Raw genomic sequence first — 23602 nt, 5'->3', positions numbered from 1 at the left:
GCAGGCTGCGGCCAATTTCATAGTGGTGGGGCGGATTGTGCAGTCTAGGCGCGCAGTTCTATTAGCGCAGGGTACCGATCCAGTTTTTCAACAAGCGGATGCCCGCCTCGCCCGATTTCTCCGGGTGGAACTGGGTTGCGGTGAGCGGACCGTTCTCGATCGCGGCCAGGAACGGCGCTCCGTGTTCGGCCCAGGTGAGCCGTGGTTCGGGGAACGGGGGCATGACCTCAAGCGTCCAGGACTGCGCGGCGTAGGAGTGCACGAAGTAGAATCGCTCGTCTTCGATCCCGCGAAACAGCTCGGAGCCCGGCGCGCTCGTGACGGTGTTCCAGCCCATGTGCGGCAGGATCGCGGCGGGAAGTTCGGTGACCGTTCCGGGCCATTCGCCGAGGCCCTCGGTGTCGACGCCTCGTTCGACCCCGTGCTCGAACATGACCTGCATTCCCACGCAGATTCCGAGTACCGGGCGATCACCGGCCAGGCGACGGTCGACGATCTCGTCGCCGCGAACCGCTTTGAGGGCCTGCATGACGGCGCTGAACGCGCCAACACCGGGCACTACGAGGCCGTCGGCTTCGAGCGCGACCGTGCGGTCGCTCGTCAGGGTGACGTCAGCGCCGGCCAGTTCGAGCGCCTTGACCGCGGAGTGCACGTTGCCGGTGCCGTAATCGAAGACGACGACCCGAGTCACAGGGCTCCCTTGGTGGAGGGGATGCCCTGCACGAGCGGGTCGAGGGCCTTGGCGAGACGGAACGCACGGGCGAAGGCCTTGAACTCGGCTTCGGCGATGTGGTGCGGGTCGCGGCCGCCCAGCACGGTGACGTGCACGGTCAGCCCGGCGTGAAAAGTGATCGCTTCGAAGACGTGACGCACCATGGAGCCGGTGAAGTGTCCGCCGATGAGGTGGAATTCGAAGCCGGCCGGCTCGCCGGTGTGCACGAGGTACGGGCGACCCGAGATATCGACGACGGCCTGGGCGAGCGCCTCGTCGAGTGGCACGAGGGCATCACCGTAGCGGGAGATGCCCGACTTGTCGCCGAGCGCCTGGCGAATGGCCTGGCCGAGCACGATTCCCACGTCTTCGACGGTGTGGTGCACGTCTATTTCGATGTCACCGCTGGCGCGCACCGTGAGGTCGGTCAGGGAGTGCTTGGCGAAGGCTGTCAGCAGGTGGTCGTAAAACGGCACCGAGGTGTGGATATCGCTGACGCCGGTGCCATCGAGGTTCAGTGAGAGATCGATGCTGGATTCACTCGTCTCCCGTTGCAGGTGTGCGACGCGGGGCGCGGAAATGCCAACAGGTGAGCTCATAGCGCTAGTTTATCGGTCGTCCGAGGCGGGCCAGAGCGTCAAGGAACAGCGAAGTCTCCTTCTCGGTACCCGCCGTCACCCGCAAGTGGTTCGGGATACCGACATCACGAATGAGAATTCCCTCCGCCAGCAGCGCCTCAAACGTCTGCTGCGGGTCGGCCACTCCCCCGAATAATACGAAGTTGCTCCAGCTTCGGTGCGGGGCATAGCCCAGACGGGCCAGCTCGACCACGAGCCGATCGCGCTGTCCACGAATATCGTCGACCATGGCGAGCATCTCCGCGCTGTGCGCCAGGGCAGCGTTTGCGGCCGCCTGGGTGAAGGTGGAGAGGTGGTACGGCAGGCGAACCAGGCGCAGGGCATCCGTTACCGCCGGATCGGCAGCCAGATAGCCGACCCGCGCACCGGCAAAGGCAAAGGCCTTGCTCATTGTGCGTGAGACCAACAGTCGCTCCCGGCCTGGCAGCAAGGTGAGCGCACTCGGAGTTCCGGCGGGCGCGAACTCGGCGTAGGCCTCGTCGACGACGACGATGCCATCGGTCGCGTCGTAGGCGGCGGCGATGGTCTCGAGCGAGAGCGGGGTGCCGGTGGGGTTGTTCGGTGAGCAGAGAAAGATGATGTCCGGATTGGTGCGAATGATCTGGCTCACTGCGGTGGCCGGCGACAGCTCGTAGTCGGCATCGCGCGTGCCGGCAATCCAGGTGGTGTCGGTTCCGGCCGCGAGGATCGAGTACATCGAATAGGTGGGGGCAAACCCGAGCAGGGTGCGCCCAGGTCCACCGAAAGCCTGCAGTACCTGCTGGAGCACTTCGTTGGAGCCGTTGGCCGCCCAGATGTTGTCGGAGGTGAGTGCCTCGCCAAGATACTGCGCGAGTGCCTCACGCAGGGCGGTGAACTCGCGGTCGGGGTAGCGATTCACCGAGCGGATGGCCTCGGCCAGGCCGGCGAGAATGTCGCGGGCCACTGCTTCGGGAATTGGGTGCGTGTTCTCGTTGACGTTCAGGGCCACCGGAACGTGTAATTGCGGAGCACCGTACGGGGTGAGGCCTTGCAGGTTGGTGCGGAGCGGAAGATCGTCGAGAGTGGTCACACTCTCCATGCTACGACCCTGTGCTGGCGCGCATTGCTACTTACGAGTTGGCGGGCAGTTCGAGTCGCTGACCGGGCTGGAGCGTTTCGACGGTGAGCGCGTTCAGTCGTTTGATGTCGGCGACGACGTCGCGCGGGTCGGCGGACGGCGAGACCTCTTCGGCGAGGTCCCACAGGGTTTGGCCGGGTTCGACTGTGATGAACCGGGCAGACCCGACGTCGGTCGGCGAGTAGGCCAGCGTCGCCACGATTCCGGAGTCGGTCGTGTACGACGTGAGGTCGATGCCCGTAGCGGAATTGGATGCTCCGGCCGCTCCCCCGTTGAGGGCGAATGCGACGGCACCGATGACGAGGGGCACGGCTGCGAGGGTCGTGAACACCACTCGCCCACGCCGGGTGAGGTGCAGACGGGTGCCGGGGGTACGAGAAGCGCCGTATTCACGGGCTGTGGGTGCAAGTGCTGTGGTCATGTCAAACCTCCAAGGTAGGCGGGCTGCGAGTCTCGTATCCGGCCCTCGGCCGGGAAGGCCGGATACGAAACTATGTTCCGAATATAACTTCGAACAATCGAACATGCAAGCTTTTTCTGATCCTCACCCCGAATTTCCCGCAACACACTCGAATAAGTGTTTGTTTCAGGGTTCGGAACTGGATAAACTTTCGATAGGACAATTGCTTGATTTACACTCAACCAGACACCACCGACATCCCCGTGTGACACGGTTTCAGACCACGCGGGGCCAACTCCAGGAGGGCACATCGTGACACAGGACACCAGCGGTACCCGTGACAAGGGCGGCACCCGGCGCCGCAAGAGTTTGAGCCAGCGGCAGCTCGCTATTCTCGACGTGATTCAGCGTTCGGTGAGTTCGCGCGGGTACCCGCCGAGCATGCGTGAGATCGGTGACGCGGTCGGGCTCGCCTCACTGTCGAGCGTGACCCACCAGCTCAACCAACTCGAACTCAGTGGCTACCTGCGCCGCGACCCGAATCGTCCGCGGGCACTCGAAGTTCTCATCGAGATTCAGCGCGCTCCCGAAGATGTCGGTACCGGCGACCAGGACAGCTTCCACCCCGGCGTTCAGGTCGGCGACGCCGCGATGGTGCCCCTCGTCGGTCGTATCGCCGCGGGAATCCCGATCACGGCCGACCAACAGATCGACGAGATTTTCCCGCTCCCCCGCCAACTCGTTGGGCAGGGCGAGCTGTTCATGCTCAAGGTCGTGGGTGAGTCCATGATCGACGCCGCCATCTGCGACGGTGACTGGGTCGTGGTTCGCCAGCAGAAGACCGCGGAGAATGGCGAGATCGTCGCGGCCATGCTCGACAACGAGGCCACCGTGAAGGTTCTGCGAAAGCGCGATGGCCACACCTGGCTGCTGCCGCGCAACAGCAACTTCGAACCGATTGTCGGCGACTTTGCGGACATCCTCGGAAAGGTCGTCGCGGTGCTGCGTTCGGTTTAATCGACGAAGGCCCGACCACCAACCGGTGATCGGGCCTGTTTTCGGTCTGCCCCGCTAAACGCCGACGGTGGCACCGAGGCGTTCACGCACCACCCGCGTCGCGGCGAGCATGTTGTGCAGCGACTGCACGGTCTCGTCGTAGCCACGCGTTTTCAGTCCGCAGTCCGGATTCACCCACACTTGGCGTTCGGGAATGGATTCCAGGGCGGTGTCGAGCAGGATGGTCAACTCGTCCACACTCGGTACGCGCGGCGAGTGGATGTCGTAGATGCCGGCGCCGATGCCGTGGTCGAAGCCGCCCGCCTCGATTTCCCGCACAACTTCCATGCGCGACCGGGCCGCTTCGATGCTCGTGACGTCGGCGTCGAGGTTGCGAATGGCTTCGATGACAACACCGAATTCTGAGTAGCAGAGGTGGGTGTGGATCTGGGTCGCATCCGCGACCCCGGCCGTGGCGAGCCGGAAAGACCCGACCGACCAGTCCAGGTAGTCGGCCTGATCCCTCTTCTTCAGCGGCAGCAACTCGCGCAGGGCCGGCTCGTCCACCTGAACGATCTTGATGCCCGCAGCCTCGAGGTCGGAGATTTCATCGCGCAGGGCCAGAGCCACCTGGCGGGCGGTCTCGCCCAATGGCTGGTCGTCGCGCACGAAGGACCAGGCCAGAATTGTCACGGGGCCGGTGAGCATGCCCTTGACCGGCTTGGTGGTGAGGCTCTGCGTGTAGACCGACCAGTCCACGGTGATCGGTGTCGGGCGCGACACGTCGCCCCACAGAATGGACGGCCGGGTGCAGCGACTGCCGTAAGACTGCACCCAGCCGTTCTCGGTCACGGCGAATCCGTCGAGGTTCTCGGCGAAGTACTGCACCATGTCGTTGCGTTCGGGTTCGCCGTGCACGAGCACGTCAAGGCCGATCTCCTCTTGCAACTGCACAACGCGGCCGATCTCGGCGCGCATCAGCTCGCGGTAGGCATCCGCTGCCAGGGTTCCCTTGAGGAACTGTGCGCGTGCTCGGCGAATGTCGGCGGTCTGTGGGAAGGATCCGATCGTGGTCGTCGGCAGTGGCGGAAGGTGCAGCGCCGCCTCCTGGGCGAGGAGTCGATCCGCGTAGTCGCCACGAGTGAAGTCGGCTTCCCTCAGCGCGGCGGCACGGCCGCGCACGGCTCCGTCACGCACGCCGGGGGCGCTGCGCCTGGCCGCCAGGGCCGCCTCGGCCTCGGCCAGCGGCGCCGCGATGGCCTCACGTCCGGCGGTGAGTCCGAGCGCGAGGGTGGCGACCTGACCGACCTTTTGGTCGGCGAAGGCCAGCCATCTGGTCAGTGAGCCCGGCAGCGATGTCTCGTCGGCAACATCGTGCGGCACGTGCAGCAGTGACGTCGAAGTGGACACGGTGACCGAGTCGGAGAGGGCACGCACGCTCTCGGCGGCCTCGAAGGCACCGGTCAGATCGCCGCGCCAGATGTTGTGCCCGTCGACGACGCCGGCGACGAGGGTCTTGTCGGCCAGTCCGGGGACGGCCCGGGGCAGGGTGCCCCGCACCAGGTCCAGCCCGATCGCCTCGACGGCGGTGGCCGCAAGTACCGGCAGGGCGTCGTCGAGGCTGCCGTAGGGCGCGGCAACAAACAGGGCGGGCCGGCCGGTCAGTCGACCAAGCACTCCATAAGCGGATGCGACGGCCGCCAGCGTCTCCGCGCGCGGTACGTCGATGGATTCACTGACCAGGCCCGGCTCATCGAGCTGCACCCAGTCGGCTCCGGCATTCGCTAACCGCGCCAGGAGCGCCGCATACACGGGAAGGAGATCGTCCAGCCGCGACAGGGGCGAAAAGCCAGCCGGGGCTTCGTCACTGGCCTTGCTGAGCAGCAGGAAAGTGACCGGGCCGACGAGCACCGGACGGGTGAGGAACCCGGCCGCTTTGGCCTCGATGAATTCACGTACGATGCGGTCGCCGGCCAGCGAGAACGCGGTCTCCGGTCCGATCTCGGGCACGAGGTAGTGGTAGTTGGAGTCGAACCACTTGGTCATCTCGAGGGGCAGGTTCTCGCCCGCGCCACGGGCCAGCGTAAAGTATCCGGCCAGGTCGAGGGTGCCGTCAGCGGCGACGAGCGAGGCGAACCGGGCGGGAATCGCGCCGACGGCAACGATGGTGTCGAGCACCTGGTCGTAGTAGGAGAACGACTCGGGGATCGACGAGTCGGTGCGGCCCAGCCCGAGACTGGCGAGCCGATCGCGGGTCTGCTGCCGCAGCCCAGCGGCGACGGCCTCCAGGGCCGGCGCGTCGATCGTCCCCGACCAGAACGCTTCGACGGCTTTCTTCAGTTCGCGCCGTCGGCCGATGCGTGGGTAGCCGAGGATGGTGCCGGTGGGAAAGGTGCTGGAAACTGGCGAAATGGGCATGGTGATTCCTTCACTGGAGCGATGATGGCTGGAACGGTCGGAGGAACGAACGTGGTGGGTGGGCCTCGCGCCTGAGCGGCGTGCGGCCTAGGGCATGGCAGCGGGCACTGGCAGTGCCCCACACCCTTCGAGAACCTTCAGCACGGTGTCGTGCTGGTTGAAGGCGTAGAGGTGAAGCCCGGGGGCGCCGCCCGCGAGTACGTCCTGGCCGAGGCGTACGGCGTAGTCGATGCCGATCTGGCGCTGGCCTTCGTCGGTCGGTTCGACCTCGAGCTGGATGGACAGTTCGGCGGGCAGCTTCTCACCGGAGAGCTGCAGAATACGGCGCAACCGGTTCGGGCTGGTCACCGGCATGATGCCGGGAAGGATCGGTAAGAGCACTCCGGCGGAGCGAGCCCGCTGGATGAAGCTCAGGTAGTCGTCGGCGTGGAAGAACAGCTGGGTGATCGCCAGGTTGGCTCCGGCGGCCTGCTTGGCCAGCAGGGTGTCGATGTCTTGGGTGACCGACCGCGAGTTCGGGTGGCCGTTGGGGAAGGCCGCAACGCCGATGCGCACCTTGCTGCGTTCCGTTTTCACCCCGCGGGCACCGGGCAGGCCCGGAATCACCGTCTCGATGTACGGCACCCGTTCGATCTGCACTCGATGGATGAGCTGTACCAGCTCCCCCGCGCTGTGCAGGTCGCCGAGAAAGGGGGTGTCGCCCTCATCCGCGCCCTGCGGCGCGTCGCCGCGAATGGCCAGAAAGCTGCGGATGCCGGCGTCGAGAAACTCGCGAATGAGGCGGCTGGCTTCTGTGTGCGAGGAGCCGACGCAGGTGAGGTGAGCCATGGCATCCACTGAAGTGTGGTCTTTGATGTAGCGCAGCACGTCGAGCGAGGAATTGCGCGACGAACCGTTGGCGCCGTAGGTGACCGAGATGAACTCGGGGCCGGCGGCGGCAAGGTGATCGATGGTGCGGGTGAGAGCGGATGCTGCGGCCACCGATTTCGGCGGGTACACCTCGAACGAGAACGCCGGGCGGGCGTCACACGCGTTGGGCGTTGGGGCGGTCATGGTTCCTCATTCGGCAGAAGCGGTACAGCGGGTGATGGCCGGGCGGCCGCGGACACACCAGAACACTGGTGGGTTTTCGCGGGCGGGTGCCGGGCTCGGCTGTCGCTCCATGCCGGGGAATGGATTCCGTCGGCAACGATTGATTAGACACTAACAACACCAGCGCCGGGTCGCACCAATGTGACAGTTCGTGTCATTGGTGCGCCGACGGGCGGTGGCAATCAGACGGAGAGCGCGGGCAGAATGACGAAGGGGTCGAACTGCGGCTCGATCTCGGGAGTGACGAACGCGGTGACGTGGGTGCCGGTCTCGATGTACTCGGTCGTCTCGATGCGGCCCACGTCGTGCAGAACGGCGATGAGGTCGCCGCGATCATAGGGAATGAGCAGGTCGAGTTCGATCTGCGGTGTCGGCAGCAGCAGCGCAACGGCAGCGAGCACGGTGTCGATGCCCTCACCGGTGCGGGCCGACACGAACGTTGCCTTGGGCTCCAGGCCGCGCAGTACCAGCCGGTCGTCATCGCTGATCAGGTCGCTCTTGTTGAAGACGACCAGTTCGGGAATATCGCGGGCGCCGACCTCGGAGATGACGTCGCGCACGGTGGCGAGCTGGGCCACGGGGTCGGGGTGGGACCCGTCGACGACGTGCACGATGACGTCGGCGTCGGCGACCTCTTCCAGGGTTGAGCGAAAGGCTTCGACCAGCTGGTGCGGCAGGTTGCGCACGAAACCGACCGTGTCGGTGAGGGTGTACAGACGCCCGTCGGCGGTCGTCGACTTGCGCACGGTGGCGTCGAGGGTCGCGAACAGGGAATTCTCGACCAGCACTCCGGCCTTGGTGATGCGGTTGAGCAGGCTGGACTTGCCGGCGTTGGTGTAGCCGACGATGGCGACCGAGGGAACGGCATTGCGCTTGCGGTTGGCGCGTTTGGCCTCGCGGGCCGGCTTCATCTCGACCATCTGCTTACGCAGTTTGGACATCCGGGTGTGAATGCGGCGTCGGTCGAGTTCGATCTTGGTCTCACCGGGGCCACGGGAGCCCATGCCGGCACCGGTGCCACCGACCTGGCCACCGGCCTGGCGAGACATCGAGTCGCCCCAGCCACGCAGGCGCGGGAGCATGTAGGCCATCTGGGCGAGTTCGACCTGCGCCTTGCCCTCTCGGCTCTTGGCGTGCTGGCTGAAAATGTCGAGGATCACGGCGGTGCGGTCGATGACCTTCACCTTGACCACGTCTTCGAGGGCACGGCGCTGGCTGGGCGCGAGTTCGGTGTCGGCGATGACGGTGTCGGCGCCGAGCGCCTTCACGATGTCGGCAACTTCCTGGGCCTTGCCCTTGCCGAGGTAGGTGCTCGGGTCGGGGGTGGCCCGGCGCTGCAGCAGACCGTCGAGTACGGTTGCCCCGGCGGTTTCGGCGAGGGCGGCCAGTTCGCGCATGGAGTTCTCGGCGTCATCGACCGTGCCGTGCGTGTAGACACCCACGAGAACGACGTTTTCGAGCCGCAGTTGGCGGTACTCAACCTCGGTGACATCTTCCAGCTCGGTCGAAAGCCCGCCGACTCGCCGCAGGGCGTTGCGGTCAGCACGTTCGGACTGGTCGCCGTCGTGCTCGCTACCGTCATACTCGCCGGATGCGTGAGTTTGCAGGGCCTGGGCTGCCCCGCTGCGGAACAGGGAGTAGCCGGCAGCTTTGCTGTCGGCGCTGGCCAACACGCGCGCGACGACATCATCAGCGTCTGCGGCGTCTGCGCCTGTGTTTACTACCGCGGTGTTTTCTACCGCGTCGTTGCCCGAGGGCGCCGTTGGATCATTCATCCCATTAACCTTAGTTCAACGAAGTTGAAAGGTTCCTCTTATGTCGTCCGACCACTATTTTTCTCCGGCGCCCGGCACCGTACTGAAAACCCGCCAGATCACCGTGCAACTGCACGGCCAGGATCGGCTCTTGACGACCGCCAATTCGGTCTTCAGCCCCGCCCACATCGACGGTGGCACCGAGGTTTTGCTCAAGTACACGCCTGAGCCGCCGCTGACCGGTCACTTTCTCGACCTTGGCTGCGGCTGGGGCCCGATCGCCCTGCACCTCGCCATGGCCTCCCCCAACGCCACCATCTGGGCCGTCGACGTCAACGAGCGTGCCCTCGATCTCGTGCGCACGAACGCCGCCGCGCTCGGCCTGACCAACATCAACGCCGTGCTCGCCGCCGATGTGCCCACCGACATCAGCTTTCGCACCATCTGGTCGAACCCGCCCATTCGCGTCGGCAAGGACGAACTGCACGGGCTCATGACGACCTGGTTACCCCGCCTCGAATCAGAAGCGGATGCCTGGCTCGTCGTGCAACGCAACCTCGGTTCGGATTCGCTCCAGCGTTGGCTCGCCGCCGAACTCCCCGACAACTTCGAAACCACGCGTGAGGCCATCAGCAAGGGCTTCCGTGTGCTGGCAGTGCACCGCGACTAGCCCAGGTTCAGAACCCCGTCGAAGACGAGCTCTGCCGGCCCGGACAGCGACACGTGCTCGCCGTCCTCGGCGGGGAACATGCGCACTCCGAGCACGCCACCGGGAACCTCGACCCGCCACTGGTGCGGCGCCGATTTGCCGGCCCAGTGCCGGGTGGCGAGGGCGGCCGCGACCGCTCCGGTGCCGCAGGACAGCGTCTCCCCGCTGCCGCGTTCGTGTACGCGCATGCGGAAGCGCCCGACGCCGTTGACGACCAGCGGTTCGTTGGGCACGACGAATTCAACGTTCACACCGTCGGCCGGCTCGGGATCGAGTTGCGGAATGAACGTGAGGTCGGCCGCGTCAAGTTCATCGTCGTCGGCGAGGGCGACGACCGTGTGCGGGTTGCCAACATTGATGCCGAGTCCCGGCCGCGCCACGGGCAGGTTCTTGGTGCGCACGAGCGGTTCGGTGCCGTCGAGCTTCCATCGGCCGAGGTCCACCTGAAAGCCGGAGGCGTTGCGCTGTACGTCCCGCACGCCCCCGCGAGTGCCGATGGTCAGGGTGTCGCCGGGCAGCAGCTCGGCGAGGTCGTTCTCAATCAAGAATTTGGCATACACACGGATGCCATTGCCGCACATTTCCGAGACGGTCCCGTCGGCGTTCCAGTAGTCCATGAACCACTCGGCAGCGTCGTCTTCAGCGAGAGCGGCCGCGCCGTCAGGCAGGTTCTTGCTGCGAACCGCACGGATGATGCCGTCCGCACCGACGCCGAATTTGCGGTCGCACACAGCACGAATCTGCGCCGGCGTGAGCTCCGTTGTTCCGTCGGGATCAGCGAACAGCACGAAGTCGTTGCCCGTGCCGTGGCCCTTGGTGAAGTTCAGAGTGATGCCCATGCTGCCAGTTTACGGGGCGGCCGCTGCGAGACTTTCCGGGCAGCTCAGAGCGGTCGTGCCGGGAGGGCACTGGGCGCACTGCCCCGGTCGACGTGTGCGAGGGCGTCATCGACCCGGTCTGCCGCATCGGATTCGACCCAGTGGGCGTGCGCGTAGCGTTTAAACCAGCTCACCTGCCGGCGGGCATAACGCCGGGTCAGCTGCTGGGTCGCTTCGACGGCCTCAGCTTGGCTGCGCGTGCCGTACACCTGGCCGAGTGCCTGCGCGTAGCCGATCGCGCGGCTCGCCGTCACTCCATTTTCGATGCCGGCCGCAAGCAGCCCTCGGGCTTCGTCGACGATGCCGGCCGCCCACATCCGCTCGACCCGGGCATCAAGCCGCGGGGTGAGCTGCTCGCGCGGCGTACGCAGGCCGAGCAGCACGGTGGGCTTCCAGTAGACCGGTTCCTCGGGCAAGGCCGCCAGATGCGGGGCGCCAGTGAGCTCGACGATCTCCAGGGCCCGCACCAGTCGGCGACCGTTGCTCGGCCCGATCCGCAGGGCGGCCTGCGGGTCGACGGCCTGCAGCCGGGTGTACATCAGGCCGGGTCCGCTCATGCTGAGTTCGGCTTCAAGCCGGGCGCGCAGTATCGGATCGGTGCCGGGAAACTGAAAGTCGAACACGACCGACGAGACATAGAGGCCCGAGCCGCCCACCACGATGGGCACAGCCCCGCGCGCGCGGATCTCGGTGATGACGGCGCGGGCATCCGTTTGGTAATTGCTGACGGTGGCCTCGTCGGTCACGTCCAGCACGTCGAGCAGGTGGTGCGGAATGCCGCGGCGTTCGGGCACGGTGAGCTTCGCCGTGCCGATGTCCATGCCGCGGTAGAGCTGCATGGCGTCGGCGTTGACGATTTCAACCGACTGTCCGCGCTGAATCAGCCTTTCGGCCAAGTCGAGGGACAGCTCCGACTTGCCGGTGCCGGTCGACCCGACGATCGCAATCAGAGCCGCTGGGTCGGCTGTGACCGCTGGTACTGTCGACACGGCTCCTAGCGCTCGTCGTCGTTCACGTTATAGATGGGGATGGTGGTAGAGCCACCCTCGAGCCGCAGGCCGATCGTCGGCAGACCGAGCGAAACGGGGCCGGGGCCACCGGTTGCGCCGCCATGAGCGGGTACCCCGCAGGATTCGACTTCCATACGGTCCCACGCCTCGCCGGCCCGAGTCGTTCGGATGCGGAGCGGCGCACCGTCGGTGGAGTCTGCGATGAGGTGGAAGGGTGCGGCCTGGGTGACGACGACAGTGACCATATCGCCGGGACGGGGACGGGGTGAACCGGCTGGCACGTCGAAGTGCACGAGGCGGCTGTCGGGCGCCCGGCCACTCAGCCGGTGGGTATCGCTGTCCTTGCGGCCCTCGTTGGCGACGAGCAGTTCCACCTCACGGCCGATCATCGCCTGGTTCTCTTCGAGGGAGATGCGCTCCTGCAGGGCCGCGAGTCGCTCGTAGCGGTCCTGCACGACGGCCTTGGGAACTTGGTCAGGCATTGTCGCGGCCGGAGTGCCAGGGCGAATGGAGTACTGAAAAGTGAACGCCGTCGCGAACCGGGCCTGTTCAACAAGCCGCAGGGTTTCCTGAAAGTCCTCTTCGGTTTCGCCGGGGAAACCGACGATGATGTCGGTGCTGATGGCCGCGCTCGGCATCTGGGCACGCACCCGGTCGAGAATGCCGAGGAACTTCGCACCGCGGTAGGAGCGTCGCATCGACTTGAGGATACGGTCGGAGCCCGACTGCAGCGGCATGTGCAGCTGCGGCATGACGGCCGGCGTTTCCGCCATGGCGTCGATGACGTCGTCGGTGAACGCGGCGGGGTGCGGGCTGGTGAAGCGAATGCGCTCCAGCCCCTCGATCTTGCCGGCCGCGCGCAACAGCTTGCCGAAAGCGAGCTTGTCGCCGAATTCGACCCCGTAGGAGTTCACGTTCTGGCCGAGCAGGGTGACCTCGATGGCACCGTCATCGACAAGGGCCTGGATCTCGGCGAGAATCTCGCCCGGGCGGCGGTCTTTCTCCTTGCCGCGGAGGGCCGGCACGATGCAGAACGTGCAGGTGTTGTTGCAGCCGACCGAGATCGAGACCCAGCCGCTGTAGCTGGAGTCCCGTTTGGTGGGCAGGGTCGAGGGGAAGGTCTCGAGGGATTCGAGAATTTCGAGTTGAGCCTCACCGTTGTGCCGGGCCCGTTCAAGCAGGCTGGGCAGGGAGCCCATGTTGTGGGTGCCGAAGACGACGTCGACCCACGGTGCCTTTTCGAGGATGGTGGTCTTGTCTTTTTGAGCGAGGCAGCCGCCAACGGCGATCTGCATGCCCGCGTGCTTGCGCTTGACCGAGGCGAGGTAGCCGAGGTTGCCATAGAGCTTGTTGTCGGCGTTCTCACGCACGGCACAGGTGTTGATCACGACGATGTCGGCCTCGCCGCCATCGGCCGAGACGTAGCCGGCCGCCTCGAGCGAGCCGCTGAGCCGTTCGGAGTCGTGCACGTTCATCTGGCAGCCGAAGGTGCGAACCTCGTAGGTGCGCGCGCGCCCCGACTCGTCGATCGCGGCTGCCGAGGGTGTGATCACGGTTCGGCGGGCTAGTTCGGGGGCGACGATACTCATAGTAGGTATAGTTTACGCGAGCAATTCGGTGTGCGGGCCGTGAGCCAGGCCCGCGCCTGCATCAGCGGCCAGCATCAACGAAAACGCACGCGGGAGGTGCCGCCGCCACCACGGCTGTCCATGGCTGCTTTGACGGCGAGTCGTACCGCTGCCGAGCTGTAGCCCTTACGCATGAGAAAGCCGGTGAGTCGACGGTCGATGGTCTGGTCGTCGAAGCGTTCCATCTGCCCGATGCGCTTGGTGGCCAGGTCGATGGCGCGTTCGGCTTCGTCGTCGGGAAGTTCCTCGAGCTTGTCCATCATGACGCCCGGGTCGAGTTTGCGCCTGCGCATCTCCGCTTCAACGCCGGTGCGGCCGAGGCCCTTGCGCACGTTGTGGCTGTGGATGATCTGGTCGGCAAGCTTGGCTTCGTCGAGGTAGTTCAGCTCAATGAATTTCTCGATGATCCCGCTGGCATCACCGGAGTCGACCCCGGTAGCGTTCAGTACCAGGAGGGCTTCGACCGTGGAGAGGGAGCGGCCGCGCAGCCGGTGCAACAGCACCTTTTCGGCCCGCTCCCGCTGATCGGCCGCATCAGCGACAAAGTCTGCTGCGGTGGCTTCGTCGTCGACCTGGTCGCTGTCGATACTCTCGGCCTCGTTATCGGCGGCGGCCTCTGCCTCCCGAGCGGCAGCCGCCGCGGCGGCGAACCTGTCGGCCGCCGCCGGGCGGGGTTCGAGCGGCGAGCGGCGTTTCATGCCCGGTGCCGCACCGGGCAGGTAGGTCACGGAAGCCAAACCGGAGTCGGCGCGTTCTGCTGCATCGTCCGGGGGTTCGAAGTGCACCATTGGCGTGACCTGCCTTTTGTTGTCGTTGCGGAACTGATGTTTGGTGTGGCGCGGCCGGTTAGGCGATCTTGCGGGCGGGGGCCGCCTTGGTGACGACAGGGCCGCTGGCCAGCACGGCTGCGGCATCCGCTTCGGCCTTAGCCTTGATTTCGGCCTCCAGCGCGATTGCGGCAGCGGCCTTTTCGGCGGCTTTGGCCGCGATGCCCTCTGGACCGACACCGAGCTTGATCAGAATCTTGCGCTCGATCTCGTTGGCCATGTCAGGGTTCTTCATCAGGAAGTTGCGCGAGTTCTCTTTACCCTGGCCGAGCTGGTCGCCGTCGTAGGTGTACCATGCGCCGGACTTCTTGACGATGCCCTGGTCGACACCGAAGTCGATCAGGCTGCCCTCACGCGAGATGCCGATGCCATACATGATGTCGAACTCGGCCTGCTTGAAGGGCGGCGCCATCTTGTTCTTGACGACCTTGACCCTGGTGCGGTTACCGATGGCATCCGTGCCGTCTTTGAGAGTTTCAATGCGGCGAATGTCGAGGCGCACCGAGGCGTAGAACTTGAGGGCTTTACCGCCCGAGGTGGTCTCGGGGCTGCCGAAGAACACACCGATCTTCTCGCGCAACTGGTTGATGAAGATCATGGTGGTGTTGGTCTGACTGAGGCCACCGGTGAGCTTACGCAGGGCCTGGGACATGAGCCGGGCCTGCAGGCCGACGTGCGAGTCACCCATCTCGCCCTCGATCTCAGCGCGCGGAACCAGGGCGGCAACGGAGTCGACGACGATGAGGTCGATGGACCCGCTTCGCACGAGCATGTCGGCGATTTCGAGGGCCTGCTCACCGGTATCGGGCTGGGAGACGAGGAGGGCATCGATATCGACGCCGAGCTTCTTGGCGTACTCCGGGTCGAGGGCGTGCTCGGCGTCGATGAAGGCGGCGATGCCGCCGTTCTTCTGCGCGTTCGCGATGGCGTGCAGGGTGAGTGTGGTCTTACCCGAGGATTCCGGGCCGTAGATCTCCACGATGCGACCACGCGGTAACCCGCCTATGCCGAGTGCGACGTCGAGAGCAACCGACCCGGTAGAAATGGTCTCGACGGGGGCGCGCTCGTCGCTGCCGAGGCGCATGACCGATCCCTTGCCGAACTGACGATCGATTTGCGCGAGGGCGGTTTCGAGGGCTTTCTCGCGGTTCGCTTGTGATGCCATGGTGGTGATCTCCTTGGGTTCTGCACTGTCGCCGGTTGTGAACGGCGCTGCGGGTGTGCGTGGTGGCGCCTATAGGCTGTCGGCCCGCGCAGGGTCGGACCCTGATGCACGTTTCGACAAGGCATTTGCCGACTTTCTCTGAAAAATTCGACTGTACGCCGCACCTCCGACACTGGTCGGGAGCACGATCAAACGGTGCGCAATCTGTCAGATTGTCTGCTGTGGAGGAGCCTATCAAGGCCGAACAGGTATTCGACCATTGTCGGGAATGTTTTTGCGGCGTGTCGAAATATCGGCCTAACCCGAGGAGGCTGAACGACGCTACTGGCGCGGAGCAGGAATGCCGGCACCGTGCCAGCGGCTGCGCGGGACATCGACTTCGGCGCAGAGCGCCAGCCAGACCTCGCGGGCGGGAACACCAGCAGCGAGGGCCTGATCAGCGGTACGCCCATCGAGCGGGGTGAGAACGAGGTCACGGGTGAGCACGCGCCCGTAGGCGTCGCCGAACTCTTCTTTCATCGCGGTGCGAAATTCACTGAGTCGCACGACACTCCTTCAACCTGAAATGACAACCACCGCCGACACTCTGTGTCGACGGTGGTTGATGATACTCAAAATACTAGGAACGCTACCGGTTGATGACTAACGCACCATGAGATCGGCATCGAACGTGTTGACGAACTCGTCCGGTACCGTGTCGGGGAACTGATCGATTCCCTCGATGACGGCGAGACGGTCGCCAACTTCGCGCATGATGACCGAGATCGGGGTTTCCAGTGCATCGGCGACAGAAGCGAGAATCTCCGAAGAGGCCTCTTTCTGTCCTCGTTCTACCTCACTGAGGTAGCCGAGCGCGACGCTGGCTTTGCTTGCGACCTGACGCAGGGTACGCCCCTTTTGCAGGCGGAAGTCCCTGAGCACATCGCCGATTTCCTGACGAACAAGAATCATCGGAACCTCCTTCTTATGCCTAATAACTACCGGAATGCGAAGCTGGATGCTTACAATACTGCATTCATCCGACTCGTTGACACTACCGAGAATCACTGGGCTTTGCTTGTGAATGTCTTCGATGTAACCAGCCCGTAAGAGGAACTATTCCGCGTCACCCTGCGCTATCAGCGCACGCACAGCATCGATCGCTTGGCTCACGGTTTCGGCGCGAATCTCTCCCCGGTCACCATGGAGGTGCAGTGGAACAGCCCAGGATCCAGTACCTTTGGAGAGACCGATGAACACCGTTCCAGCCGGGTGTCCCCCGTCGGGCCCGGGCCCGGCGACACCGGTCGTCGACACACCGATGTCGGCGCGTACGCCGTTCACCGCGAGCAGGGTGCGCACCCCGCCGGCCATCTGCTTGGCGACGTCGGCGTGGACGGGGCCGTGCACGTTCAGCACACTGCTGTCGACGTGCAGCAGGCTGCGCTTCAGGGCAGTGTCGTAGGCAACGACTCCCCCACGCACCACAACGGATGCCCCGGGAATGCGCACGAGCTCAGCCACGAGCAGTCCGCCGGTCAGCGACTCGGCCACGGCGATGGTGAGGTGATGGGTGGTGAGCTCGGCGATCAGCTCGGCCGTCGCATCCGCTGGCCCAGCCGACTGGGCCGGGTGAGTTACGGGGAGTGAACCCGTGACCGTGGCCGGGTCAGGCAACGTCGTGCTTTCGCAGGCGCCAGGCCGAGATCAGATAGTCGAGGCCGGAGACTACGGTGAGCACGAGCGCGATGGTCATGGTGGCCGTGTTGAGCCAGTCCACCCAGTCGCCGAACACCTGGTTGAACGGCAGCAGGGCGAGCGAGATCGACACGGACTGGGCAACGGTCTTGAGCTTGCCGCCGCGACTGGCCGGAATGACCCGGTCGCGCAGCATGACGAAGCGGAACACCGTGATGCCGATCTCTCGCACCAGGATGACGATGGTCACCCACCAGGGCAACTCCCCCAGAATAGATAGGCAGACCAGGGCGCCACCGGTGAGGATCTTGTCGGCGATCGGGTCGAGAATCTTGCCGAGGTCCGTGACGAGGTTGTGGCGGCGGGCGATCATGCCGTCGATGCCGTCGGTGGCGATGGCGATGATGAACAGCACGGCGGCGACCCAGCGCAGGGTATCCTGAGGGCCGTCGGCGGCCAGCAGCATCCAGATAAAAACGGGGGCGAGCAGGATGCGCACGACCGTGATCAGGTTGGGAACGTTCCAGTTACTGGGCCGGGTGACGGATGCTTGTGGTGATGCCATGGTTCAGTCCCTGCCGGTTAGTTTCCAGGCATCCTCGTCGTCCAAGGCGCCGTCCACCTCAGGATACCCCTGTGACATTTTCTCGACCGGGTCATCGGCGTAGCGTGGGTCGGGCGCGGAGGCAGCACGCGAATCGTCGGACTGCGCCTTGAGGGCGTGCTGTTCGTCGTCGGAGCCGCGCAGGCGGGCGAGCACACTCGGCAGCTGTTCCGCGTTCACGAGCACGTCGCGCGCCTTGGAGCCTTCGGAGGGGCCGACGATCTCGCGGGATTCGAGCAGGTCCATCAGGCGGCCGGCCTTGGCGAAGCCGACACGCAGTTTGCGCTGAAGCATCGACGTGGACCCGAACTGGGTGGACACGACGAGTTCCGCCGCTGCAAGCAGCACCTCGAGGTCGTCGCCGATGTCGGAGTCGATTTCCTTGCGCGGGGCGACCATGGAAACGTCGGGCCGATAGTCGGGACGGGCCTGCATGGTGACATGCTTGACGACCTTCTCGATCTCGTCTTCAGTGACCCAGGCGCCCTGCACGCGCACGGCTTTGGAGGCACCCATCGGCAGGAACAGGGCGTCGCCCTGCCCGATGAGCTTGTCGGCGCCGGGCTGGTCGAGGATGACCCTGGAGTCGGTGACGCTCGTCACAGCAAAGGCGAGGCGTGAGGGCACGTTGGCCTTGATCAGACCGGTGACGACGTCGACGCTGGGCCGCTGGGTGGCGAGCACGAGGTGAATTCCCGAGGCGCGGGCCAGCTGGGTGATGCGCACGATGGAGTCCTCGACGTCGCGCGGGGCGACCATCATGAGGTCGGCCAGCTCGTCGACGACGACCAGCAGATAGGGGTAGGGCTTGAGTTTGCGTTCGCTGCCGGCCGGCAGCACGATCTCGCCATTGACGACGGCCTTGTTGAAGTCGTCGATGTGGCGAAAGCCGAAGCTCGCAAGGTCGTCGTAACGCATGTCCATCTCTTTCACGACCCACTGCAGCGCTTCAGCGGCTTTCTTCGGGTTCGTGATGATGGGCGTGATGAGGTGCGGCACGCCGGCGTAGGCGGCGAGTTCGACCCGCTTCGGGTCGATCAGCACCATGCGCACGTCGCTCGGCTTGGCGCGCATGAGCAGGCTGGTGATCATGGAGTTCACGAAGCTGGACTTGCCGGATCCGGTGGAGCCGGCGACGAGCAGGTGGGGCATTTTTGCGAGGTTGGCGATGACGAAACCGCCGCCGACGTCCTTGCCGACACCGATGGTCATCGGGTGGGTGGCATTAGTGGCGGTGCTCGACCGCAGTACGTCGCCGAGGGTAACGATTTCACGGTCGGTGTTGGGGATCTCGATGCCGATGGCACTCTTGCCGGGGATGGGCGAGAGGATGCGCACCTCATTCGAGGCGACCGCGTAGGAGAGGTTCTTGCTGAGCGCGGTGACCCGCTCTACCTTGACGCCCGGGCCGAGTTCGATCTCGTACTGGGTGACCGTTGGGCCACGGGAGAATCCGGTGACCTTCGCATCGACCTGGAACTGGCGCAGCACCTCGGTGATCGACTTCACGACGTCGTCGTTGGCGGCCGAGCGCGCTTTGGCCGGCGGGCCGGCGGTGAGAGTGGATGCCGCGGGCACGAGATAAGGAATGGCCGGGTGGGGGTCAGTGGAGGCGAGAGGGGGAAGGGCCGCGCCAGAGGCATCCACTGCCTGGCTGAGTTCGGGGAAGACGTCGTCGAAGCCGGGTAGTACTTCGGTGTGCCCGGCCGGGTCGTCGGAGTGCAGGCCGGTGGACGGACCGGTGCCGAGGTCGACTTCGCCGGTGAATCGTTTGACGGCGAGCTCCGCCTTGCGCAGGTCTTCGAGCACCTCGGTGCCGTAGTGGTCGCGTTCGGGCGGAGCGGTGTGGTCGGTGACCTCCGATTCGATGGCGCTGTCGAAGCCGCCGCGCGATTGATTGCCGCCAAGCAGCACGCTGAGCGGGTCAGGAGCCAGCTCAGCCGGGCCGGCCTTCGACTCGGTCGACAGCGCGCTGCCGAAGTCGGGGTCTTCCTCGCGCTTGCTGTTGTTGCGCCGCCACCACGGCAGCGCGCCTTCGGAGTCGTCGTCATCGCCTGAAACAACATTGACGCCGTCGAGCTCGACCTGCGCGGTCTTGCCCGGCTTGCCGTTCTTGGTCGCTTTCGTGGCCGCTTGCTCTTCGTCAGCCGTCAGCTGGGCGCCGAACAGCCAGTCGTAGAGCTCCCGGGAACGCTGACCGACCCGGTTCGGCGGGGTCTTGGTGATGATGAACAGGCTCAGCAGCAACAGCAGGATGACGACGATTGTGGCACCGATCGACGTGGTGAGCATGATCAGCGGGGCGGCGATCATCCACCCGATGACCCCGCCGGCCAGCGCGAGGGCCGGCATGCCGTCTTGCGGCTGCGGCTGCACGCCGAAGATATGGCAGAGCCCGGAGATGGTCACCAGCAGAAGGCTGAGTCCGATGCCGATGCGGCCGTTATCGTGCACCGAACTGGGTTTGCGAAACAGCCAGACCGAGAACAGCAGCAGAATGACCGGCAGGGCGAAGGCAACCCGGCCGAACAGGCCACCGAAGGTGTAGGCGTCGAGCCGCTGGGCGACGAGGTTGTTAATGAGGAACCACTCAACGATGGCGCCGGAGATGGCGAGCAGCACGAGAAAGAACGGCAGACCGTCGCGGCGTTCGTCTTTGGAGAGTTTTTCCGGGCCGAGGGCACGGGCGGCGCCGCCCGTGAGGTGGGCCAGGCCCATCCAGGCGCGGGCACCCAGGCTCGGCTTCACGTCGACAGCGGTGAATTTGACGGTCTTCTGCGCGGTGGTACCGCCGGCGCTCGTCGCCCTCGGTTTGCGCGCCGGAGCGCCCTTCGCTGCCGGGGTGCGGGCACGCCCGGTCGACTTAGTGCTCGTAGCCATGAAATAACGCTACCAAGCACCACCGACATTCGGCCGACCCCACGCCCACGGCCCTCGCGACAGGCGGGTATTGCGCACGCGGCAGCATCCGTTTGTCGCGCGTAAGTTTAGTAGCGGATGGCGTCGATCACCTTCACCCGCACCGCGACAAGTGCGGGGATCAGCCCGGCGAGGGCTCCGACCACGGTGGCGCAGACCAGGCCGAGCACGGCGGCTTCGACCGGGAACGGTGGAAAGTCGGTGACCTGGCCCTGGCTGATGAAGTCCTCGACAAATGGACTCTTGACAATGAGAACGGCGGCGATGACGCCGACGATGCCGGCGACGACGGTGGCGACAACACTTTCCATCATGACCGCGAAGAACACCCGGCCGGCGGTCGCCCCGAAGCTGCGCCGAATGCCGATCTCGCGGATGCGCTGTTTGAGCGTGACCAGGGCGATATTGACCAGTCCGAGCGCTCCGAGCAGCAGCACCAGCCCGGCGATGGCGCCGACAGTGAGTTTGAGCGAGAGGTAGGGGTCGCCGTCCTGGTAAGCCGCGAAATCTTGCCGGTTCACCTGCACGAACGCGTCAGCACCCAGGGCGCCCTGAACGTCACGTTGCAGAGCGGTCACGAGCTGTTCTGAGATGTCAACGGGTACCCACAGCTCGTAGGACGGCGGCCCGAATTGAAAATTGGGGTCGGTGACGACCGGCGTGATGGCGGTGAGTGCGTCGGCGAGCATGTACATCGCCGGCTCGGTCTCGTAGGAGAGGGCCGGATAGACGCCGGTGACGACGGCCGTCGTAGAGCCTTCACCGAGCAGGGTGGTGGTCGGGTGAGTGGCCAGGTCGGGTCGGCCAAGGCGGTCCCAGAAAATGGAGTTGATGAGCACAGCCGGAGCGAGCCGGGTCTGGTCGTCATCGGTGAACCAGCTCCCCTCTTCGAGAGTAATGCGGTGCATGGTGCCGTAGGGCGGATCCACCCCGATCGTCTGCACCGGTACGGCGCCGTCGGTGAATTGCACCGTCTGCTGCGTATTGACGACACGGCTGGCGTAGTCGATTTTGTACCGTTCGAGCGCGGTGCGCCAGATTTCAGGCATCTCGGTGGGGGTGGAGCCATCGTTCATCGACGCAGACAGATACAGGCTGGCCGGGCGGCCGCCCGATCGTTCGTTGGATTCCACGGTGGCCTGCTGCGCGACCCCGCCGAGGCCGACCACGGTCGTGATGGCGCAGACGGCGACGGCCACCCCGATCAGGGACAGCATGACGCGGGTCTTATGGATGCGTACTTCCTGCCAGGCCTCGATGATGGCGCCGACCACGTTGCTCGCGAGGCGCTTCATGCTGGCACGCTACTGGCGGGCACGGTGCTGGCGACCTGCAATACGCCGTGGTCGAGCCGCAGATGCCGGGTGGCCCGGGCAGCGATGGCCGGGTCATGGGTGATGGTGACGAGGGCCGCCCCGGATTCGGTGGCGACCTCGTCGATCAAGTCCATCACCGTCTCGCCGGTTTCCAGGTCGAGGGCGCCGGTCGGTTCGTCGGCGAGAATGAGCCGCGGGCCGCGCACCAGGGAACGGGCGATCGCGACGCGCTGTTGCTCACCGCCGCTCAACTTGTCGGGCAGTGAAGCCAGCCGATCTCCGAGGCCAACCCGTTCGAGCATCTCGGTGGCGATGCGGGCGCGCTGCCAGAATTGGCGACCCTCGGCGTAGAGCAGCGGGGTCATCACGTTTTCCAGGGCGGTGCGGCCCTGCAGCAGGTTGAACTGTTGAAAGATGAAGCCCACCTCACGGCCGCGGAGGCGGTCGCGGGCGCCGGAGGACAGCGACTGCACCGGGCGATCTTCGAACAGCATGGTGCCGCTGGTGGGGGAATCCAGCAGGCCGAGCAGGTTCAGCAGGGTGGTTTTGCCCGAACCTGAGCGGCCGACGATCGAGACGCGGTCGCCCACGTTCACCTCGAGGTCGATACCGGAAAGAATCGTCAGCGGCGGCGCATCGATGAGCTGCACGGTACGGGTCACGCCCTCAAGGTGCAGCAGGGTCATTTGGAGATCCCGGTGCTGGAAATGCTCGGCATGTAGCAGACTTGGCTACCATCGGGTTGTGTATCGCAGCCGTCGGCTCCCGGTGCCACGGGGCGCCGGGCACGAACTGGTTGATCAGGTCGCCCTCGACGAGTCCGTCGATGACCTGCACGTTGGTGCCGTCGGTCATGCCGAGCGTGACCGGGCGTTCTTCGGTGCCGCCGTCGGCCAACACGAACCAGACGACACCGGTCTCGGCCGACCCCTTGACCGCAGTTGTTGGCACGACAAGCACGTTTTCGGCGAGGCCGGCCGCGATCGTGATCTGCGCGGCCAGTCCGGAGAACACTGTCACCTCGGCCGGAATCGCACAGGTGACGGTCGTACCGCTCGTGCCCGTCTGGCCGCCGGTCCCACTGTCACCGCCGGCCGCTTCCCCAGCCAGCGGGGTCGTGATGGTCAGGCCCGTGCAGGTGAACGGCGCCGGCCCATTGGTGATCGCGACGGATGCTTCGGTCGGCTTGGATAGCAGCCGATACTGCTGCTCGGGGCTGAGCGCTCCGCTCACCGAGAAGCTCGGTGGTGCCACCTGGCCGGTCGAATCCCCCACGGCCACGCTTTGGCCGTGGATCACCGTGAGCGAGCTCAGGATGCCGGTGATCGGGGCCAGTACCTTGGCGAAGGTGATCACCGGTTTGGGCTGGGTGATGGTGACGTTACCGTCGGCATCCGTTGTTTCGACCGGGTCTTTGATCGTCTCGACCCGAATGTCGTAGATCTTGTCGTCCTTGTTCACGGCCTGGCTGGCAGCCACGAAGATCTCGTCGACCGTTCCGATGGCGGTCGCTTTGACGGCGACGGCCGGGTCGGCGCTGACCGTGCCCGGCAGGGTGACGTCGTTGCTGATGGTGCCGAGGGCAACCGGAATCTGGGGTTCGACGATGACGCCGGTCGGTTCGGCGGGATTACTGTCCACCGCGTTGTCGGGGTAGAACGCCAGCTTGACCAGCGCCACCGCGATGGCCGCGATGACAATCAATCGAAGAATAGGAAAGACCCATTTGCGTGCAACGTTCACGACACTCCCCACACGGC

Annotated in this window: 22 protein-coding genes; 2 read left to right on the top strand and 20 right to left on the bottom strand. The window is 65.3% G+C overall.

Annotation, left to right across the window (positions count from 1 at the left end):
- Positions 1-61: 61 nt before the first annotated feature.
- The 4 genes from hisH to E3T29_RS00670 are packed head-to-tail and all read right to left on the bottom strand — an operon-like array spanning position 62 to position 2870.
- A complete protein-coding gene (gene hisH / locus E3T29_RS00685; protein WP_134343659.1) occupies positions 62-691 on the bottom strand; it encodes an imidazole glycerol phosphate synthase subunit HisH in 630 nt (209 codons plus the stop codon).
- A complete protein-coding gene (hisB, locus tag E3T29_RS00680; protein WP_134343658.1) occupies positions 688-1311 on the bottom strand; it encodes an imidazoleglycerol-phosphate dehydratase HisB in 624 nt (207 codons plus the stop codon). The genes hisH and hisB overlap by 4 nt, the downstream gene beginning before the upstream one ends.
- A 4-nt stretch (positions 1312-1315) precedes the next feature.
- The gene (locus tag E3T29_RS00675; protein WP_134343657.1) at positions 1316-2410 is read right to left on the bottom strand and encodes a histidinol-phosphate transaminase; all 1095 of its coding nucleotides are present in this window, start codon (positions 2408-2410) and stop codon (positions 1316-1318) included.
- Positions 2411-2441: 31 nt separating this feature from the next.
- A complete protein-coding gene (locus E3T29_RS00670) occupies positions 2442-2870 on the bottom strand; it encodes a LysM peptidoglycan-binding domain-containing protein (protein WP_092341045.1) in 429 nt (142 codons plus the stop codon).
- Positions 2871-3161: 291 nt separating this feature from the next.
- Between E3T29_RS00670 and lexA the strand changes: the two genes are divergently transcribed.
- The gene (gene lexA / locus E3T29_RS00665; protein WP_092341044.1) at positions 3162-3866 is read left to right on the top strand and encodes a transcriptional repressor LexA; all 705 of its coding nucleotides are present in this window, start codon (positions 3162-3164) and stop codon (positions 3864-3866) included.
- A 54-nt stretch (positions 3867-3920) separates the two neighbouring features.
- Here lexA and metE read toward each other — a convergent pair whose 3' ends face one another.
- The 3 genes from metE to hflX all read right to left on the bottom strand — a co-directional run bounded on the left by metE (position 3921) and on the right by hflX (position 9130).
- A complete protein-coding gene (gene metE / locus E3T29_RS00660) occupies positions 3921-6263 on the bottom strand; it encodes a 5-methyltetrahydropteroyltriglutamate--homocysteine S-methyltransferase (RefSeq protein ID WP_134343656.1) in 2343 nt (780 codons plus the stop codon).
- An 87-nt stretch (positions 6264-6350) separates the two neighbouring features.
- The gene (locus E3T29_RS00655) at positions 6351-7316 is read right to left on the bottom strand and encodes a methylenetetrahydrofolate reductase (protein ID WP_134343655.1); all 966 of its coding nucleotides are present in this window, start codon (positions 7314-7316) and stop codon (positions 6351-6353) included.
- A 221-nt stretch (positions 7317-7537) separates the two neighbouring features.
- Entirely contained in the window at positions 7538-9130 is a 1593-nt protein-coding gene (gene hflX / locus E3T29_RS00650) for a GTPase HflX (protein ID WP_134343654.1), read from the bottom strand.
- Positions 9131-9170: 40 nt separating this feature from the next.
- On the opposite strand from hflX, the gene E3T29_RS00645 reads away from it, so the two are divergent.
- The gene (locus tag E3T29_RS00645) at positions 9171-9779 is read left to right on the top strand and encodes a class I SAM-dependent methyltransferase (protein WP_134343653.1); all 609 of its coding nucleotides are present in this window, start codon (positions 9171-9173) and stop codon (positions 9777-9779) included.
- Here E3T29_RS00645 and dapF read toward each other — a convergent pair.
- The 13 genes from dapF to E3T29_RS00580 form a co-directional block, all read right to left on the bottom strand.
- On the bottom strand, positions 9776-10657 hold the full coding sequence (dapF, locus tag E3T29_RS00640; protein WP_092341039.1) for a diaminopimelate epimerase: 882 nt from the start codon (positions 10655-10657) through the stop codon (positions 9776-9778). The genes E3T29_RS00645 and dapF overlap by 4 nt on opposite strands.
- 44 nt (positions 10658-10701) lie before the next feature.
- Positions 10702-11685 carry a tRNA (adenosine(37)-N6)-dimethylallyltransferase MiaA gene (gene miaA, locus E3T29_RS00635; RefSeq protein ID WP_241987564.1) on the bottom strand — a complete coding sequence of 328 codons (984 nt, stop codon included), beginning with the start codon at positions 11683-11685 and terminating at the stop codon, positions 10702-10704.
- Positions 11686-11690: 5 nt separating this feature from the next.
- Complete coding sequence (miaB, locus tag E3T29_RS00630; RefSeq protein WP_134343652.1) at positions 11691-13295, bottom strand: tRNA (N6-isopentenyl adenosine(37)-C2)-methylthiotransferase MiaB; 1605 nt, start codon at positions 13293-13295, stop codon at positions 11691-11693.
- Positions 13296-13369: 74 nt separating this feature from the next.
- A complete protein-coding gene (locus E3T29_RS00625; RefSeq protein ID WP_166792298.1) occupies positions 13370-14122 on the bottom strand; it encodes a regulatory protein RecX in 753 nt (250 codons plus the stop codon).
- 58 nt (positions 14123-14180) lie between these two features.
- Positions 14181-15326 (bottom strand): recombinase RecA, encoded by a 1146-nt coding sequence (gene recA / locus E3T29_RS00620; RefSeq protein WP_134343650.1) that lies wholly within the window; start codon positions 15324-15326, stop codon positions 14181-14183.
- Positions 15327-15647: 321 nt separating this feature from the next.
- On the bottom strand, positions 15648-15872 hold the full coding sequence (locus E3T29_RS00615; protein WP_092341035.1) for a DUF3046 domain-containing protein: 225 nt from the start codon (positions 15870-15872) through the stop codon (positions 15648-15650).
- Positions 15873-15968: 96 nt separating this feature from the next.
- Positions 15969-16277 (bottom strand): helix-turn-helix domain-containing protein, encoded by a 309-nt coding sequence (locus E3T29_RS00610; protein ID WP_092341034.1) that lies wholly within the window; start codon positions 16275-16277, stop codon positions 15969-15971.
- A 144-nt stretch (positions 16278-16421) separates the two neighbouring features.
- A complete protein-coding gene (locus tag E3T29_RS00605) occupies positions 16422-16982 on the bottom strand; it encodes a CinA family protein (RefSeq protein WP_370449080.1) in 561 nt (186 codons plus the stop codon).
- Positions 16975-17568 carry a CDP-diacylglycerol--glycerol-3-phosphate 3-phosphatidyltransferase gene (pgsA, locus tag E3T29_RS00600; protein WP_092341033.1) on the bottom strand — a complete coding sequence of 198 codons (594 nt, stop codon included), beginning with the start codon at positions 17566-17568 and terminating at the stop codon, positions 16975-16977. The genes E3T29_RS00605 and pgsA overlap by 8 nt, the downstream gene beginning before the upstream one ends.
- Before the next feature lie 3 nt (positions 17569-17571).
- On the bottom strand, positions 17572-20487 hold the full coding sequence (locus tag E3T29_RS00595) for a DNA translocase FtsK (protein ID WP_134343649.1): 2916 nt from the start codon (positions 20485-20487) through the stop codon (positions 17572-17574).
- A 107-nt stretch (positions 20488-20594) separates the two neighbouring features.
- Positions 20595-21821 (bottom strand): ABC transporter permease, encoded by a 1227-nt coding sequence (locus tag E3T29_RS00590; protein WP_104088838.1) that lies wholly within the window; start codon positions 21819-21821, stop codon positions 20595-20597.
- Positions 21818-22528 carry an ABC transporter ATP-binding protein gene (locus E3T29_RS00585; RefSeq protein WP_134343648.1) on the bottom strand — a complete coding sequence of 237 codons (711 nt, stop codon included), beginning with the start codon at positions 22526-22528 and terminating at the stop codon, positions 21818-21820. Before E3T29_RS00585 ends, E3T29_RS00590 begins: the two co-directional genes overlap by 4 nt.
- Positions 22509-23585 carry an efflux RND transporter periplasmic adaptor subunit gene (locus E3T29_RS00580; protein ID WP_174776382.1) on the bottom strand — a complete coding sequence of 359 codons (1077 nt, stop codon included), beginning with the start codon at positions 23583-23585 and terminating at the stop codon, positions 22509-22511. The genes E3T29_RS00585 and E3T29_RS00580 overlap by 20 nt, the downstream gene beginning before the upstream one ends.
- Between the last annotated feature and the right edge of the window lie 17 nt (positions 23586-23602).

The sequence above is a fragment of the Cryobacterium sp. TMT1-66-1 genome (assembly GCF_004403435.1).
Classification (GTDB): domain Bacteria; phylum Actinomycetota; class Actinomycetes; order Actinomycetales; family Microbacteriaceae; genus Cryobacterium; species Cryobacterium flavum.
The sequence above is the reverse complement of the archived record's forward strand: the minus strand, read 5'-3'. Positions and strand labels throughout refer to the sequence as shown.

Coding starts and splice junctions, on each gene's coding strand:
- recA (WP_134343650.1), bottom strand. CDS start 15,326: ATGGCATCACAAGCGAACCGCGAGAAAGCCCTCGAAACCGCCCTCGCG.
- E3T29_RS00610 (WP_092341034.1), bottom strand. CDS start 16,277: ATGATTCTTGTTCGTCAGGAAATCGGCGATGTGCTCAGGGACTTCCGC.
- metE (WP_134343656.1), bottom strand. CDS start 6,263: ATGCCCATTTCGCCAGTTTCCAGCACCTTTCCCACCGGCACCATCCTC.
- E3T29_RS00590 (WP_104088838.1), bottom strand. CDS start 21,821: ATGAAGCGCCTCGCGAGCAACGTGGTCGGCGCCATCATCGAGGCCTGG.
- hisB (WP_134343658.1), bottom strand. CDS start 1,311: ATGAGCTCACCTGTTGGCATTTCCGCGCCCCGCGTCGCACACCTGCAA.
- E3T29_RS00645 (WP_134343653.1), top strand. CDS start 9,171: ATGTCGTCCGACCACTATTTTTCTCCGGCGCCCGGCACCGTACTGAAA.
- hflX (WP_134343654.1), bottom strand. CDS start 9,130: ATGAATGATCCAACGGCGCCCTCGGGCAACGACGCGGTAGAAAACACC.
- E3T29_RS00655 (WP_134343655.1), bottom strand. CDS start 7,316: ATGACCGCCCCAACGCCCAACGCGTGTGACGCCCGCCCGGCGTTCTCG.
- miaB (WP_134343652.1), bottom strand. CDS start 13,295: ATGAGTATCGTCGCCCCCGAACTAGCCCGCCGAACCGTGATCACACCC.
- E3T29_RS00595 (WP_134343649.1), bottom strand. CDS start 20,487: ATGGCTACGAGCACTAAGTCGACCGGGCGTGCCCGCACCCCGGCAGCG.
- dapF (WP_092341039.1), bottom strand. CDS start 10,657: ATGGGCATCACTCTGAACTTCACCAAGGGCCACGGCACGGGCAACGAC.
- pgsA (WP_092341033.1), bottom strand. CDS start 17,568: ATGGCATCACCACAAGCATCCGTCACCCGGCCCAGTAACTGGAACGTT.
- E3T29_RS00585 (WP_134343648.1), bottom strand. CDS start 22,528: ATGACCCTGCTGCACCTTGAGGGCGTGACCCGTACCGTGCAGCTCATC.
- E3T29_RS00675 (WP_134343657.1), bottom strand. CDS start 2,410: ATGGAGAGTGTGACCACTCTCGACGATCTTCCGCTCCGCACCAACCTG.
- E3T29_RS00670 (WP_092341045.1), bottom strand. CDS start 2,870: ATGACCACAGCACTTGCACCCACAGCCCGTGAATACGGCGCTTCTCGT.
- E3T29_RS00625 (WP_166792298.1), bottom strand. CDS start 14,122: ATGGTGCACTTCGAACCCCCGGACGATGCAGCAGAACGCGCCGACTCC.